The 15,117-nt window shown below is 62.6% G+C and carries 13 protein-coding genes and 1 pseudogene; 5 read left to right on the forward strand and 9 right to left on the reverse strand.

The window, feature by feature from the left end:
• Nucleotides 1-39: 39 nt before the first annotated feature.
• From ACAX43_RS00735 to ACAX43_RS00765, 7 genes are all read right to left on the reverse strand, one after another.
• On the reverse strand, nt 40-870 hold the full coding sequence (locus ACAX43_RS00735; protein ID WP_370706513.1) for an amidohydrolase: 831 nt from the start codon (nt 868-870) through the stop codon (nt 40-42).
• Nucleotides 871-876: 6 nt separating this feature from the next.
• Nucleotides 877-1,917, reverse strand: a complete 1,041-nt coding sequence (locus tag ACAX43_RS00740) for an aldo/keto reductase (protein WP_370706514.1) — start codon at nt 1,915-1,917, stop codon at nt 877-879.
• 141 nt (nt 1,918-2,058) lie between these two features.
• Nucleotides 2,059-3,372, reverse strand: coding sequence for a UxaA family hydrolase (locus ACAX43_RS00745; protein WP_370706515.1), 1,314 nt, complete (start codon nt 3,370-3,372; stop codon nt 2,059-2,061).
• 46 nt (nt 3,373-3,418) lie between these two features.
• On the reverse strand, nt 3,419-3,754 hold the full coding sequence (locus ACAX43_RS00750) for a UxaA family hydrolase (RefSeq protein ID WP_370706516.1): 336 nt from the start codon (nt 3,752-3,754) through the stop codon (nt 3,419-3,421).
• 25 nt (nt 3,755-3,779) lie between these two features.
• Nucleotides 3,780-4,838 (reverse strand): ABC transporter permease, encoded by a 1,059-nt coding sequence (locus ACAX43_RS00755; protein WP_370706517.1) that lies wholly within the window; start codon nt 4,836-4,838, stop codon nt 3,780-3,782.
• Nucleotides 4,828-6,348: a sugar ABC transporter ATP-binding protein gene (locus tag ACAX43_RS00760; protein WP_370706518.1), complete on the reverse strand. Its 1,521-nt coding sequence runs from the start codon at nt 6,346-6,348 to the stop codon at nt 4,828-4,830. The genes ACAX43_RS00755 and ACAX43_RS00760 overlap by 11 nt, the downstream gene beginning before the upstream one ends.
• Nucleotides 6,345-7,358: a sugar ABC transporter substrate-binding protein gene (locus ACAX43_RS00765; RefSeq protein WP_370707064.1), complete on the reverse strand. Its 1,014-nt coding sequence runs from the start codon at nt 7,356-7,358 to the stop codon at nt 6,345-6,347. Before ACAX43_RS00765 ends, ACAX43_RS00760 begins: the two co-directional genes overlap by 4 nt.
• Before the next feature lie 449 nt (nt 7,359-7,807).
• Between ACAX43_RS00765 and ACAX43_RS00770 the strand changes: the two genes are divergently transcribed.
• Both ACAX43_RS00770 and ACAX43_RS00775 read left to right on the forward strand, forming a co-directional pair.
• Nucleotides 7,808-8,593: an IclR family transcriptional regulator gene (locus ACAX43_RS00770; RefSeq protein WP_370707065.1), complete on the forward strand. Its 786-nt coding sequence runs from the start codon at nt 7,808-7,810 to the stop codon at nt 8,591-8,593.
• 103 nt (nt 8,594-8,696) lie between these two features.
• Nucleotides 8,697-9,242 (forward strand): hypothetical protein, encoded by a 546-nt coding sequence (locus tag ACAX43_RS00775; protein WP_370706519.1) that lies wholly within the window; start codon nt 8,697-8,699, stop codon nt 9,240-9,242.
• Nucleotides 9,243-9,244: 2 nt separating this feature from the next.
• On the opposite strand, the gene ACAX43_RS00780 is transcribed toward ACAX43_RS00775, so the two are convergent.
• Nucleotides 9,245-11,662, reverse strand: coding sequence for a GNAT family N-acetyltransferase (locus tag ACAX43_RS00780; protein ID WP_370706520.1), 2,418 nt, complete (start codon nt 11,660-11,662; stop codon nt 9,245-9,247).
• 353 nt (nt 11,663-12,015) lie between these two features.
• Between ACAX43_RS00780 and ACAX43_RS00785 the strand changes: the two genes are divergently transcribed.
• The 3 genes from ACAX43_RS00785 (at nt 12,016) to ACAX43_RS00795 (ending at nt 14,691) form a co-directional block, all read left to right on the forward strand.
• On the forward strand, nt 12,016-12,885 hold the full coding sequence (locus tag ACAX43_RS00785; RefSeq protein ID WP_370706521.1) for a LysR family transcriptional regulator: 870 nt from the start codon (nt 12,016-12,018) through the stop codon (nt 12,883-12,885).
• 408 nt (nt 12,886-13,293) lie between these two features.
• The gene (locus ACAX43_RS00790; protein WP_370706522.1) at nt 13,294-13,875 is read left to right on the forward strand and encodes a hypothetical protein; all 582 of its coding nucleotides are present in this window, start codon (nt 13,294-13,296) and stop codon (nt 13,873-13,875) included.
• Nucleotides 13,876-13,923: 48 nt separating this feature from the next.
• Nucleotides 13,924-14,691: a transposase gene (locus ACAX43_RS00795; protein WP_370707066.1), complete on the forward strand. Its 768-nt coding sequence runs from the start codon at nt 13,924-13,926 to the stop codon at nt 14,689-14,691.
• 225 nt (nt 14,692-14,916) lie between these two features.
• Here ACAX43_RS00795 and ACAX43_RS00800 read toward each other — a convergent pair.
• Nucleotides 14,917-15,070: pseudogene (locus tag ACAX43_RS00800) on the reverse strand (IS3 family transposase); the annotation flags it as partial.
• Between the last annotated feature and the right edge of the window lie 47 nt (nt 15,071-15,117).

Raw genomic sequence — 15,117 nt, forward strand, 5'->3', positions numbered from 1 at the left:
AGTTGAGTGGGCTTCTCTTCGTTACTCGTCTTCGTCACGTCAAAGTCGATAAAAGGCTGCGGCATTGCCGCCGAAAACCGCCTCGCGCTCGTCGTCGCTCAAGGACGCGAGCAAAGTATTCGCCACCGAGTGCCACAGCAGATAGTCGCCGTTCAGATCGAGCACCGGCCAGTCGCTGCCCCACATCAAACGCTGTGGACCGAATGACTGAAGCAGATGTTCGACATAGGGTTGCAGCGTTTCTTCGGTCCAGCCAGGCGAGGCTTCGGTGACGAGTCCCGACAGCTTGCAATGCACTTGCGGTAACTTTGCGAGCCGCTTGATTGCATCGGCCCACGTTTGCCAACCCGCGCGGCCATAGCGAATCGGTGGCTTCGCACCGTGGTCGACAACAATGCGCAGCGTGGGGAAACGCGTCGCGAACGTTTCGAAATGCTCGACGTGCCGCGCGTAAATCAGGGCGTCGAACGCGAGGTCGTGCGCAATCAATGCTTCGATGGCGGGCGCCAGATCGGGGTTCGCGATCCAGGTATCGTCGGGTAAATCCTGCAGCATCGGCCGCACGCCTTTGAACTTCGGCTCATGCGCGAAAGCGTCGATGACGGCTGGCGCAGTCGGCAACAGCAACGGCACCCAACCCACCACGCCCGCGATCGACGGCTCCTTGCGCGCAATGTCCAGCAAGTAACGTGTTTCGTCGATAGTCGGCGCCGCCTGCACCACTACCGTCCGCTCGATGCCCGCTCTTTCGCGCAATGGTTTGAGATCGGCGGGGCCGAACAGCCGGTAAAGGATTTTCAGTTCCGGCGTAAGCCACTCGTAGTCGCCGCGAGCGGGGTCCCAGTAGTGCTGGTGGGCATCAATATGCATCGTTGGTCAATCCTCTGGCGCGGGCGCGCGGCTGTCGAGCAAGCCTTTGTCGCGCAACGCGGACCACAAGTCCGCGGGGATCGGCTGCTCGAACGACGCGACGTTCTCACGCAATTCGTCGGCACTGCGCGCGCCGGTCAACACAGTGGCGACCGCCGGATGCGCATACGGAAACTGCAAAGCCGCGGCAGCAAGCGGCACGCCATGCACGCGGCACACTGCTTCCAGCCGCGCGACGCGCTCGATCACTTCGCGCGGCGCATCGCCATAGTTAAATTTCAGATCGCCTTCGACGCCGCGCGCCAGAATGCCCGAGTTGAACGCGCCGCCTAACAGGATGCTGACACCGCGCTTCTCGCAGGCGGGCAGCAGGTCGTCGAGGGTGGTCTGTTCGAGCAGCGTATAACGGCCCGCGAGCAATGCGCAATCGATATCGAATTCGGCCATCGCGTCGAGTATGACGGCGCCTTCATTGACGCCGAGCCCGACCGCCTTCACCGCGCCGGACGCGCGCAATGTGTCCAGCGCGCGTAAGCCGCCGCCTTCGGTCAGTTGTTTCCAATAGTGGGGATTCTTATCGCCATGTGTAACGCGGCCGATATCGTGCACCAGCAGGATGTCGATATCGACAATGCCGAGGCGCTGCTGGCTGTCTTCGAATGAACGGAGAATGCCGTCGTGTGTGTAGTCGTAAATCGCTTCGAACGGCAGCGGGTTTTGCCAGCCGTCCTTTGGATCGCAAGGCGTGGTGCGCGGCACGAAACGGCGCCCGACTTTGGTGGACAACACATACTCGCTGCGCGGATAGCGGCGCAAGGCGTCGCCCAGACGATGCTCGGCCTTCGTGTTGCCGTAATGCGGCGCGGTGTCGAAGTAACGCACGCCCGCGTCCCACGCGGCGACGATGGTCGCGTGCGCTTCCTCATCGGACAAATCGCGGTAGAGGCCACCCAGGGGCGCCGTACCGAGCCCCAGTCCTGTCACTTGTAATGCGCGGCGGCCGATGCCGCGCCGCTGCCCGATCTTCGAACCGACCGTTGCCGTCATTGACCACGTCTCCTGTGTCGATCGGGTTAGCGCTTTAGCGCTTACTCCGATCCCATTGGGGTTTTAACACGCGCGGACGATGTTTGCCCGCCACGTTAAAGTCCGCCGGATGAACCCCTGATTGTCCGCTGATTTGACGGCTCAATGCGGCTCGATCGCGACAACCCGATGCGGCGGTGCAGCACTCGACGGCAAGCAAGCCGGGCCTACAGGCTCGAAAGTCTTATACGTGAGGATGAATTCCTGATGACCGAGCGTTTCCGACTTCGACGCCGCGCCTCGCGAAACCGCCACCGTTTGCTCGAACACTTCGCGGCCCACTTCGTCGAGTGTGCCGCGGCCTTCGAGAATGCGACCTGCATCTACGTCCATATCGCCGGCGAGATTGCGATACGTGGCGGGATTCGCGCACACCTTGATGACCGGCGAAATCGCCGAGCCGACCACCGATCCACGTCCGGTCGTGAATAGAATCACATGCGCGCCGCATGCGATCAGTTCGCCGATTTCCGCGTTGTCGCTGATGTTGGGAAAGCCGAAGCGCGGTTCGCCGTCCGGCACCACATCGAGCAGATAGAGGCCGCCGGTCGGCGGCACATCGCCGGGTTTAACGATGCCGACAATCGGTGACGCGCCGCTTTTCGCATACGCGCCTAAGGATTTCTCTTCCTGCGTGGTGAGGCCGCCGTCGGCATTGCCGACGGCGAAACTGCCGTGGCCAAGGATCGAGTAGTAACGCGCCGCCTTCGCTACGCACGCAACAATTTCATCCCCCAGCTCAGGCCTCGCCGCACGCGTTTTCATGTGAAATTCGCAGCCCACCAACTCGCCGGTTTCCTCGAAGATGCAAGTCGCGCCCGCATCGATCAGATGATCGAACGCGCGGCCCACCGCCGGATTCGCAGTGATGCCGCTGGTGCCGTCCGAGCCGCCGCAAATCGTGCCGATCACTAACTCGCTCAGCGCCATCGGCACTTTCTGCTGCGCGGCGAGTTGTTTGCGTGCCCCGCGAATCCAGTCGACGCCGTATTGAATCGTGCTGCGTGTCCCGCCTTTTTCCTGGATCGTCAGTACTTCGACGGGACGGCCGCTCGCGCGCACCGCGTCCACGAGGTAATGCTTGTTCATGCTCTCGCAACCGAGCGACACGAACAACACCGCGCCTACGTTCGGATGAGTCGTGAGACGCTCCAGCATTTTTTCGGCGTACCCGTTCGGATAGCAGCCGGGAAAGCCGATCAGATGCACTGGAGGTTCGCGCTCGGCGGAAGGAGCGTCGAACGCATCGAGCGGTTCGCGAAACTGCGTGACGATCTCACGCGCGACGTGATGCGCGCACTCGACCAGATACGCCACCGCGACCACATTGCGGATGCCTTTACGGCCATCGTTGCGCAGATAGCCTTGCAGCTTGGGCGGCTGCGCGGCGGCAGATGCTACGGAAAAGTCAGTCATGATCGATCGTTCCAGCGCGGCACGTGGCCACGTCATTGTGCACAAGTCAGTGATGGACGAACTCGTGGCCCGCGTCGTGCGTATAAGTCGGCAGGTAGTCGCTTTCCAGGTTGTGCGTATGCAGATGCGCACCACGCGCCACCGCTTCGGTCACGTGCCCGATCACCGCGCCGTAGCGCAGCACCTTGTCGTCTTTCGCGAGTTCACGACGCGCCACCTTGTGACCGAGGTCGACGGTTTTGACGAGCGTCACGCGCTCGCCTTCAATCTCGACTTGCGTGCCCGCATCGAGACGCGCCGCCGCGATCAGGCAGTTATCAGCGGGGCTGAGCAGGATCAGGCGTGGATCGGTTTGCGATGGTTGCGTGGGGTGGCTGGTCAAGTCAGTTCTCCGTGAAGCGTGTGCATTAGTTCTGACCTTCGCCGCTGGCGAGGCGCGCCACCATCAGCGAGCCCAGGATGATTGCGCCGTAGATCGCCTGAATCCAGAACGACGGCACCTGTGCGAGCGTCAGCAGGTTCTGCACGACGCCGAGCAGCAGCACCCCGGAGAGCGCGCCGAGCATCGTGCCCTTGCCGCCGTCGAGCGAAATGCCGCCGATTACCGCCGCCGCGAACACCGTGAAGATCATGCCGTTGCCCTGGTTCGCGTTGATCGCGCCGACATAGCCCGTCACAATCAAACCGCCCACCGAAGCCAGCATGCTGCCGAGTACGAATACGCCCCACGTAATGCGCTCGACGCGAATCCCGGCGGCACGCGCCGCTTCCGGATTGCCGCCGATCGCGTATAACGCGCGGCCCAATCGGTGATAGCGCAACACGAACGCGGCAATCGCGAACGCCACTGCCGCGAGCCACACGGACAACGGCAAGCCGAATACGATGGTGGTCGCGAGGGAAAAGAACGAAGGCGGCATATCGAACAGCGTGCCGCCTTTGGTCGCACCGACCAGCATGCCGCGCAACACGATGAGCATCGCCAGCGTCACGATGAATGCGTTCAGCCGCAACCGCACCACCAGAAATCCATTGACGAAGCCGATCGCCGCGCCGACTACAACGATGGCGAGCAAACCTACGGCTGCCGGCCATTGCATACCGAAGCCCGCGGACGCGGCCGGCATGACCAGCATCGCGCCGACAGCCGGCGCAATACCCACCGTCGATTCGAGCGACAAATCGAACTTGCCGGTCAACACGATCAGCGATTCGGCGAGCACGACCAACGCCAATGCCGCCGACGCGCCCAACACGCTGATCAGATTCGCCTTCGTCAAAAAGCTCGGACTGACGAACGCGCCGATCACGATCAACAACGCGAGCGCCGGCAGCAAGGCCAACTCACGCAAGCGCGCGAGTTCTGAACGCGCGCGCTTGCCGCGTGTAGCCTGGACGGCCGCCTGCGGCTGGGCCGCTTGACCTTGCGCGGCGCCGAATGCAGGGCTGGGCACACTATTCTTCATGGAGACTGACTCCTTCAACGGATGCGATCAGATCGTGGTCCTGCCAACCGGCGGGAAATTCGGCCGCGACACGGCCCCGGAACATGACCAGCACGCGGTCACAGGTGCGCAGATCGTCGAGTTCGCCGGACACGACCAGCACGGCCTTGCCGTCTTCACGCACGCGATCCACGACTGCCAGCAACGCCTCTTTCGATTTCACATCGACGCCTGCAGTGGGGTCGATCAGCACGAGCACGTTCGGATCGGTAGCAAGCGCACGCGCCATCACCACTTTCTGCTGGTTGCCACCGGATAGTCCCGATACGACATGCTCGGGGCCTTGCGCGACGATGCCGAGCGCGTCGATCATCTTCTGGCCGAAGGCATTCTTCTTCGCCGGTGGCGCGATGCCGAATTTGCCGAGCAGACGCGCGATCGTCATCGAGGCGTTTTCGGCAACCGATTGCGTCAGCACCAAGCCTTCGTGATGGCGATCCTTCGGCACGCAGCCGATGCCGTGTGCAAGCGCAGCGGGTACGTCGCCAGGTGGCAACGTTGCCCCGTCCACGCTGATCGCGCCGCGCTTAGCCGCGCGCAATCCGGCAATTGCTTCAGCCACGCTAGTTCGGCCGCTGCTGGTCGCGCCGGTCAGCCCGACGACTTCGCCACGCCTCACCGTGAACGACACGCCTTCGTAATCGGAACCGGCCAGATCCGTAACTTCCAGCGCGATGGCTGTGTTTGCAGGCAACGCAGCGCGCGCCGCCGCGTCGGCGACTGCAAGGCCGCCGCGCTCGCCGGTCATCGCTTCGATCAATTGCTCGCGAGGCAACGCGGAAACCGGCGCGCTGACGATATGCCGCGCGTCGCGCAGCACCGTCACGGCCTGGCAGATTTCATAGACCTCTTGCAGATGATGCGAGATAAACAGGAACGTCACGCCTTCCCGCTGCAACTCGCTGATGCGGCGGAACAGCCGCTTGATTTCGTCGCCGTCGAGCTGCGCGGTGGGTTCGTCGAGGATGATGAAGCGCGCGCCGTACGATAACGCCCGCGCAATCTCCACCAGTTGCCGCGCTTCCACCGTCAGATCGCCGGCGCGCGCATCTTCGCGCACGTCGATCTTCCAGTGATCGAGCAATTCGCGCGCGTCGCGCCGCATCGCGCGCCAGTCGATCACGCCGCCGCGCGACGGCTGCCGGTTGATGAACAGATTCTCCGCGACACTCAGATCGCGGATGATCGTCGAATGCTGATAGACGCAGGCCACGCGCTCGCGCCACGCATCGCGATCCGCGATCGGCGGCGCGGCCGCGCCGCCGAAACGCACCTCGCCGATGTCGGGCTTGCGCAGGCCGGTGAGGATCGACACCAGCGTCGATTTGCCCGCCCCGTTGCGCCCGACGAGCGCGTGCGACTCGCCGGGCATCACGCGGATGCTCACGTCTTTCAGCGCGGCCGTGGAGCCAAAGCGTTTGGTGACCTCAAACGCTTCGACGACCGGCACGGAGGGCGTCGGCTCGCTCATTTAACCGTGTTGCCCCACAACGCTTTGTCGTCGACATTCGACTTCGTCACGAGCGGTGCGGGCAGTTGATCTTCAAGAACGCCTGGCGCTAACTGGATGATGTTGCTGCCGTGATCGGTCGGGCCCGGTTTGAATGTTTGTCCGGCGAGCGCCGCCTTGATATAGAACAGACCGTATTTCGCGTACGAATCGGCGGGCTGCGAAACGGTGGCGTCGATTTCGCCGCGGCGGATCGCGTCGAACTCCTGCGGGATGCCATCATTGCTGACGATCACAACGTGCTTCGCATTGCCGACGGGAAACAGCATCTGCTTGCGACGCAGCGTTTGCAGTGTCGGTGACAGATAGACACCGCCCGCCTGCATGTAGATCGCCTTCACGTCAGGATTCGCGGTGAGCAAACTATCGAGCGCGGTGGCAGCAACGTCGCCTTTCCAGCTCGCCGGAATCTCCAGCAGCGACAAACCCGGGAAACCCTTCAGACACGAGCGGAACGCTTCGGACCGATCGCGCCCGTTCACCGATGCCAGGTCGCCCATGATCTGCACGACCTTGCCCGATTTCACATGCTCGCCGATGTACTTGCACGCCTTCTCGCCATACGCGCGATTGTCGGCGCGTACTACCATTGCGACTTTGCCTTGCGTCGGTGCGACGTCGACTGCGACGACCGGCACGTTCTTCGCGGCAGCGGCGTCGAGCGCGCGGCTGATCGCAGCGGAATCCAGCGGGCCGACCACGATGCCCTTCGCGCCGAGATTCAGCAGGTTATTCATATCGGTGATCTGCTGAACCGGATCGCCGTTCGAATTGACCGGCGCAAGAATGGCGAGGCCCTCGTCCTTCGCATACTTGGGCAGATAGTTGTTGTACGACTGCCAGAACGGCGACGTGAGGAGCGGCAGATCGAGGCCGATCTTGCCAGTCTCAACGGCTTGCGCGGCGCTGCTTATGGCGAGGCCAGCGACGCAAGCTGCCGCCCCGACGGCAAACAGCGAACTCCGGAACATACGGTGAGCCGCGTGCGGCCCTTTTGCGAACGACATCGTTGTCTCCTGTGTCGGCCGGAGTTAGCGCTTTAGCGCTTACTCCGGCCCCATGCTAGGTATGTCGGTCCGGAGTTAGCGCTTTAGCGCTTACTCCGGCCCCATGCTAGGTATGTCGGCCGGAGTTAGCGCTTTAGCGCTTACTCCGGCCCCATGCTAGGTAGTGCGTTATGGGAACTGCGTGAACCGGCCATGTGATACGGGCACTTCGTCCTGCGCTTCTCATCGAGTATTGGCGTGCGTTCATTCACCAATGAACGTATTATTCATATACGGACTTTTTGAAGTCAAGGAATGTGCGCTGCACCATGCCTCAGTGTTTCCCCTGGACGAGCCTCACTTCACACGAGATTGGTCACGCACTTACACTCACGCGCCAGATAATGAGAACAGCACACGGAGCGACACTCACGATGGATGCGGAAGACAAAGACGACGACCGTTACCGCGCGCCCGCGCTGGACAAGGGTCTCGACATCCTCGAACTGCTCGCCGAGCAGAAAGAAGGGCTGACGCGCGCCGAAATCACCAAGCTGCTGGGACGCAACGCAAGCGAGATGTACCGGATGCTGGAGCGACTGGTCGCGCGGCAGTACGTGGTGCGCTCGGCGGCAGGCGACCGCTATTCGTTGAGTCTGAAGCTGTATGCGCTCGGGCATCGTCATCCGCCGATGAACCGGTTGATCTCCGAAGCGCTGCCCCTGATGCAACGCTTTGCCGATACTGCCGAGCAATCCTGTCACCTGGCGGTGTACGACCGCGGCAATCTGCTGGTGATCGCGCAAGTGGATGGGCCGGGCACATGGGGGATGTCGGTGCGGCTCGGGTCGCGTGTGGGCCTGATCGATACCGGTTCGGGCCGCGTGATGCTCGCGTTTCAAAGCAACGAACAGCGCGAACAGATGCTCGCCGAACACACCAAGGTGAAGGGCGAAGTCACGATCGATCGCGATGCCTTGGAACAGGCGTGCGAGCGGATTCGCGCGGCGGGGTTTTCGCAGAAGGACAGTCAGCAGACGTTCGGCGTGACCGATCTCACGTTTCCGATCCAGGGACCGTCCGGTCAGGCAATCGCGGCGCTCACCTGCCCGTACTTGCGGCGCATCGACGAATACGTCGCGCCGACTCTGGAAGCGGCGACGACGCTGCTGCGCGAGACCGTGCAGGCGTTGTCGATGTTTCGGGAAGAGGCGGCCTAGCGAGCCGCTGTACAAATCACCCGCTTCCGCACATGGTTTAGAATGGCGACCCTCTCAAAAATCACGCCGCATGGGTCACCTCATGCGCGCTCATCGATAAGCAATGGCGAAACTTCTGACCGATTCCGAATTCCAGCGTTTTTCCGAACTCCAGCAGAAGCAGTCGAGCTTCACGATCACGCCTGAAGAAGCCGACGAACTGCGCGACATCGTGGCTCATGCGCAAAAGCGCCGTGACGACCGCGCTGCGGCAATGCACAGCATCGAGACCTTCATTCAGCAATTCGACATCAGCCCGGACGAGCTGTTTTCAGCCGAGCAGATCGGCGACGCCGCGCGCACCTTCGGCCTGATTCCAGCGGCGAAGAAAGAGCGCGTGCTGCCGCCGTCGTTCACGTTTAACGGCAAGCCGTATCAATGGACCGCGCGCCCGCTGCCGGACGACATCCGCGTGCCGTTGTTCGACGCGTTCAAGGGCGGTGAATCGGTGAAGTCGTTTATCGCGACGCTGAAGGACGCGAACCGTTGCGCCGCGACCATCGCGCGTCTGGAGCGTGAGACGGGCGCCGTCTACGCAGAAGCATGGCTGGAAGAACTTGCCGTGACGCGTACGCAAGTCGATGAAGCCGCGGCCAAGCTGCCGGCCTGAGCTTAAGTTTCATCTAGCGCCATCCTGAAGCCGACCACGCCCGGATCTTCCGTTGGTGTGATGGTGAAGCCACAGGATTTGGCGAGCGCGATCATCGGGGCGTTTTCCCGTAACGCCTCGCCGACTAGCCAATGGATGCCCCGTGCCCGCGCGTATTTGATGATGCGGTCCATCAGCAATTGTCCAAGGCGCCGGCCTTTCTGGTCCGAGCGCACTGCGGCGGCGAACTCCGCGGTCTCGTTGTCCGGATCGGCGACCGCGCGCACCACGCCGAGTGTGCGCGTGAGACCGTCCTCGCTCGTGACTGTCGCGATCAGCGCCATTTCGCGGTCGTAGTCGATCTGCGTCATCCGCGCGAGTTGCGAGTGATCGAAGCTGCCGACGGCGCCGAAAAACCGCAGGCGTAGATCTTCGGGCGTCATTGCCTCGACAAAATCGTGATGCGCGGCTTCGTCTTCCGGGCGAATCGGCCGCACGGTCACGCGTAGCCCTTGCCAGTCGAGCGTCTCTTCGAAGCGACGCGGATAGGGCACGATCGCGAGCCGGCTGCGCGTCGATGCGATGCTCAGGGACGGCTCGACGACCACGACGTGGTCGCTGAACACGCGCAGCGTCAGCGTGAGGCCGACGATCTCCTTCACATCGCAGACCGCTTGGGACAGCGCCGTCAATGCAGCCAGTGCCGGTTCCGGCTCGATTAGCCGCGCGTAGCGCGAACGCGTGACGATATCGCGCGCCAACATCGGGTTGAGCGGAGGCAAGCCGAAGACGTGCAACGGGGCCGACACGCCGTCAGCCGACGGCGCAGTGAAGCGGAACACGGGGCCGAAGTTATCGTCGTCATGGAGTTCGACGGCGAGGTCGACGACGGGGTTTTTTGCCGCCGCGGCTGCCGCTTCCTCGCATGGGTCGAGGGGTTGCTCGGCAGGCCCTTGCGCCGATACCTCCGCGTTGCGCTCCACGCTCAGCCCGAAGTGGACGAGCAACCGTGCCGCCGCCTCCCCGGTTAGTTGGTGCTCACCTGCGGCGATGGCGGCACGCGCTTGCGCCTGGGCGGCGTCGATCGCTTCGGGAATCTGCGCCGGCAAGCCTTCCGGCGTTTGCATCAATAGTTCGCGGCCCATCCGGTAATCCACCAGGCGGGCAAAAGCGCGCGCGAGCCGCTGCGGCGTCGTATGAACCGGGATGCCTTGAGCGTGCAACGCGTCGCGCGTGGCCGCATTCACGCCGCCGAAGAAGCACGCGAGCAAACCGCGATACGCGAAACGCTGATTCGCGATCAACGCCTGCGCCACCTGGTCGACCGGCGCGCCATGCGTCGACGCGTGGACCACAAAGGCCGTGCCCGTGCTGCGATGCTCGGCGAGCAGCTTGAGCGCGGTGCCGAAATGCTCGGGACGGGCGTCGTCGCCGAGTCGCAGCGGGTTGCCCGGCACCGCGTGCGGCAGCGCTGCCGTGAGCGCCGCGTCGGCTTCTGCGGGCCAATCCGCGAGCGTGTCGCCGGCTGCGGCGAAGGCGTCGCAGGCGAGCGTCGCGAGGCCACTGTCGCTCGTGATCAGCGTCGCCGTCGCACCCGCCGCGACACGGCCGACGCCGAGCGTTTCGATTTCGTCGAGCAGATCGTCGAGCGCATCGACGCGCACCATGCCCGCGCGACGGAACGCGGCGGTGTAGAGCCCATCGGCGGGGTCGGCGCGGCCCGAGCGCAACGCCAACACCGGCTTGTTGCGTGCCGCCGCACGCGCCGCCGACATGAACTTGCGAGCGGCGCGCACTGAATCCAGTTCGAGCAGGATGGCGCGCGTGCCTGGGTCGCTCGCGAGGTAGTCGAGCACGTCGCCGGCATCGACATCGGCCTCGCCGCCGAGTGCCACTGCGTGCGAAAACCCAAGCCCACGCGCGTGCGCCCAGCCGAGCACGGCGTTGGTCAGCGCATTCGACTGCGAGACCCAGGCGACGCCTCCGGCCTTCACCGTGCACGACGGCGCACCGAAATGCGCGCGCAGCGCCGGCGACACCACGCCGAGACTGCCCGGCCCGACGATGCGCAGCAAATGCGGCCGCGCCGCCGACAGCGCGTGCCGCAATGCCAGGCGATCCTCATCGCTGCGCGCTTCGCCGACGATGATCGCCGCCCGCGTACCCAAACCGCCGAGTTTATGAATGATGCCCGGCCAGGTATCGGGCGGCGTGCAGATCAGCGCGACGGTAGGCGCTTCGGGCAGATCGCCGGCATCGCCGATCACCGCGTGGCCGCCGAGCGTGCCGTATTTCGGATTGACCGGCCACACAGGGCCTTCAAAACCCCCTTCCAGCACACGCGCCCACACCATCGCACCCGTGCTGCCCGGCCGCTCGGAAGCACCGATCACGGCGACGGATTTGGGTCGGAACAAGGCATCGAGATTGCGAACGGTCACGGGCGCTCCGCAGATTGGAAAGGCGCGCCGGCGACGAGGCGCGCGTCTTCGTCAGGATAGGCGAAGTCGAAGGTTTGCGCGGCGCTTCAGCGTAAGCCCGCCTGGCGGGCACGACGTTACGCTTGACCCGAGCCAACGCGCATCGGAATTTTTTAGCTTATTCAAGCAAAATATCGAACTGAAATGCGACAATCCTGAAGCTGCCGCGCGCCACCCTGGCCTTGAAATTTGCAGGTTGGTCAATGGCCTGCAAGGCGCGTCGGAGACAACGCGCCGCACGAACACATATTCAGCAGCGGGGACGCAAAACCAACCGGCCCGCCGCGGATGAACAAAGACACAGAAGGTGATTTATGCGGCGCTTGCCATCGCTGATTGCGTTGCGCTTCTTCGAAGAAACCGCCCGGCATATGAGCTTCAATCGCGCCGCCACGGCGCTATGCGTGACGCAAGGCGCGGTGAGCCGGCAGATCAAGCTGCTCGAGGAATCGCTCGGCGCGAAACTCTTCGAGCGCGATCACAAGGGTATTCGCCTGACGGCCGCCGGACAGCAGTTCCTACCCTGCCTCTCCGAGGCCTTCGACACGATCGAACGCGGCTTCCGCCAGATCACCGCAGCCAAAGGCCGGCGCCGCCTGGTGCTCGCTGTTCCTCCCACCTTCGCGACGCAGTGGTTTTCGCCGCGGCTCGGTTCGCTGGCGGACGAGTTGCCCGACGTCGAACTGTCTGTCCGCACGTCGCCCACCGAAGACTGTCACTGCAATATCCGCTTCGGCCGCGACGCGCTGACAGGTGCGCATTCCGAATTGCTGATGATCGAGCGCCATGTGCTCGTGGGCGCACCGCGTCTACTCGGCGAACCGCTCGATATGCTGCTTGAGCACATGCCCGCGTTGCATGTGCTGCACAACGATGCCCGGCTCGATCTGTGGCCGAACTGGCTGGCGACGGCGCGTCTGCCCGCGCGGTATGCGGAAAACGGCATCGAGTTCTCGACGCTGGAGCAGGCGATCCGCGCCGCGCGCAAGGGTGCGGGACTGGCGGTGGTCGACCGGAACATGATCGTGGAGGAACTCGCGGACGGCAGTTTGGTCCAGTTTTCCGATATCGAGGTGACAGGGCCCTTCGGTTACTGGCTCGACGTGGCGCAACGCCACGCGACGCTTGAGCATGTGCAGGCGTTTGCCAGTTGGATGCGGGAAGAGGTTTTGAAGATGGAGTGAGGCGAGGCAATCCGTAATAAAAGATACGGACTATGCGTGCGACTCCTTACCTCCGTACCTAGGACCGCGCCGCGATCAGCGTTCGCGAAAAGTGTTCCGGCTGCACGCCCCCTCCTGAAACGCAAACCACAGTAACCGCCCCGCATCCGGTTTTCACGCCACCGGTGTAGGAATATTCCGACGCATTTAAGAATGCTCCGATTTTTTATGAGATGCCGTTCAGCGAACATTTGAACTGTGCCAATGCGGTCCGACAGCCGTCACCACTGCTTGATTATGTATTGCCGAAATCGACGGATAAGGCCACGCGGCGCATTTGTCAGTGGAGGCGCATTGCGTAAGCGGCATGCCCGACCTTGCAGCCGACAAGCCGTCGCCGGTCGCACACAAGCTGAACTGAATAAGGAAATGATGATGACACTCTGTAAAGAATTCACCGCGCAAGTTATTGCGAAATCGACAAGCGCGAACAGTGTGATGTCTAAATGTGCACGGATCCTGAAACTATCTGGTGCCGCATTGCTGACGGTCTTTGCCGCGCATGCGCAGGCTGGTGACTATGTTCACATGCCTTTCCAAAAAGGGTGGCGCGACGATTTCAACAACATAGCCTTTTCGGCCTCGTTTTCGCCATCGCGCGATGTTGCTGTAGGGACCGTGTTGCAATCCGTCAAAAACACGCAAAACATGACTTTCAGCACGTCGTGCCCCGTGACGAAAACCACTAATGTCAGCGGAGTTCCAGTTCCCGGCATGACGGATACCTACCAGACAAATGTGCCGGGGATTGGGGTGCATTTTTACGTGACGTCGGGGTGGGGCAACATGGCCAACCCACTTGTATCAGTGCCGTCCACCGAGATCCTGAGCGCAGGGTCAAGTGGGACCGGACAGCCCACTTTTTATACACGAGCCGACCTTGTCGTGACCGGTCCTGTAGGCAACGGTACGTTGACCCAACTGCCGACTACCTCACGACGACCGTCGTAGACGACGGCGGGAACCGACGTCAAAGTGGTGCCCATCATTTTCGATTTGATGGACATCACTGTGACAGAGTCGGAAGCCAAACCGGGTAGCCGCAAGGGACGCCCGAATTATGATCGCGAGTTTCGACGCCGGCTTGCGGGCGCAGCGTGTGAGCCTGGTGCGTCGGTCGCGAAGCTGGCGCGGGACAATGGCATCAATGCAAACATGCTGTTCACCTGGCGGCGTCGCTATCGCGCGCAATTGCAAGCCGAAACGACGTCCCTGATTCCAGTGGCGGTGGTTCATGAGACGCCGGCGCAGCGCCTGGCGATGCCCCCGGATGGACTTTACGGCATTGAGGCCGACATTCGCGGCCAACCAGCTGCTGAACGGCTGCGCGTGCGGCAGGAGAAAAGTGTGCCGCTGCTCGCGAGCATCAAGACGTGGATGACGGACAAGCTCGCCACGCTGTCAAAGAAATCCGATCTGGCCAAAGCGATCCGCTACTCGCTCAACCAGTGGGATGCGCTCGCGCTGTACTGCGAACAAGGCCGTGCCGAGATCAGCAACGCCCCGGCCGAAAACGCGCTGCGCTGTGTGAGTTTGGGTCGCAAGAACTTCCTGTTCGCCGGCTCCGATAGCGGGGGCGAGCGGGCTGCCGCGATGTACGGTCTGATCGGCACGTGCAAGCTCAACGGGATCAACCCGCGCGCCTACCTCGAATACGTCCTGACCCATATCGCTGATCACCCCATCAATCGTATCGACGAACTGTTACCCTGGAACGTCGCCAGGAAACTGCCAGGGCGGCCCTGCCTATCTGGCTCCACGGACTGATGCCAGCCGGCGAGCACCAGATCGCCCGATACCCGATCATGCCTCACGTGCGAACCGTATTGCGAACGGTCCTCGCGAGGTGCTTACCCTGTAGGCGCAGTGACGGTCACGCTCTCCGGCAAAACCTTCCAAGCAAAATCAGAAGTCGCTACACGTCGAGAGGAGTTCCCGAATCGTTGGCGCACGGTGTGTCGAACTGATCCCGCAAAGTTGGACAGGTTTCGGCTAGGGCCGGGAGGGCTGGGTTCTACATCACAGGCCTCAGCCCGTCTAATTTCAGCCTGATGCGTTTGTGGTTGTAGTAGTGAATGTACTGTTTGATGCCAGCCTGTAGCGCTTCAATGCTCTCGAACCTGTTCAGATGGAAGAACTCGGATTTACCCTACAGGCTTGACTGCCCGGAACGCGTGGCCATCCGCGCCACAC

Source organism: Paraburkholderia sp. IW21, assembly GCF_041321145.1.
In the GTDB taxonomy this organism is placed as follows: Bacteria; Pseudomonadota; Gammaproteobacteria; order Burkholderiales; family Burkholderiaceae; genus Paraburkholderia.

Bases quoted from the DNA above. Each gene is read 5' to 3' on its own strand.
- ACAX43_RS00735 (WP_370706513.1), bottom strand. From the start codon at position 870: ATGCATATTGATGCCCACCAGCACTACTGGGACCCCGCTCGCGGCGAC.
- ACAX43_RS00740 (WP_370706514.1), bottom strand. From the start codon at position 1,917: ATGACGGCAACGGTCGGTTCGAAGATCGGGCAGCGGCGCGGCATCGGC.
- ACAX43_RS00745 (WP_370706515.1), bottom strand. From the start codon at position 3,372: ATGACTGACTTTTCCGTAGCATCTGCCGCCGCGCAGCCGCCCAAGCTG.
- ACAX43_RS00755 (WP_370706517.1), bottom strand. From the start codon at position 4,838: ATGAAGAATAGTGTGCCCAGCCCTGCATTCGGCGCCGCGCAAGGTCAA.
- ACAX43_RS00760 (WP_370706518.1), bottom strand. From the start codon at position 6,348: ATGAGCGAGCCGACGCCCTCCGTGCCGGTCGTCGAAGCGTTTGAGGTC.
- ACAX43_RS00765 (WP_370707064.1), bottom strand. From the start codon at position 7,358: ATGTTCCGGAGTTCGCTGTTTGCCGTCGGGGCGGCAGCTTGCGTCGCT.
- ACAX43_RS00770 (WP_370707065.1), top strand. From the start codon at position 7,808: ATGGATGCGGAAGACAAAGACGACGACCGTTACCGCGCGCCCGCGCTG.
- ACAX43_RS00775 (WP_370706519.1), top strand. From the start codon at position 8,697: ATGGCGAAACTTCTGACCGATTCCGAATTCCAGCGTTTTTCCGAACTC.
- ACAX43_RS00785 (WP_370706521.1), top strand. From the start codon at position 12,016: ATGCGGCGCTTGCCATCGCTGATTGCGTTGCGCTTCTTCGAAGAAACC.
- ACAX43_RS00790 (WP_370706522.1), top strand. From the start codon at position 13,294: ATGATGATGACACTCTGTAAAGAATTCACCGCGCAAGTTATTGCGAAA.
- ACAX43_RS00795 (WP_370707066.1), top strand. From the start codon at position 13,924: ATGGACATCACTGTGACAGAGTCGGAAGCCAAACCGGGTAGCCGCAAG.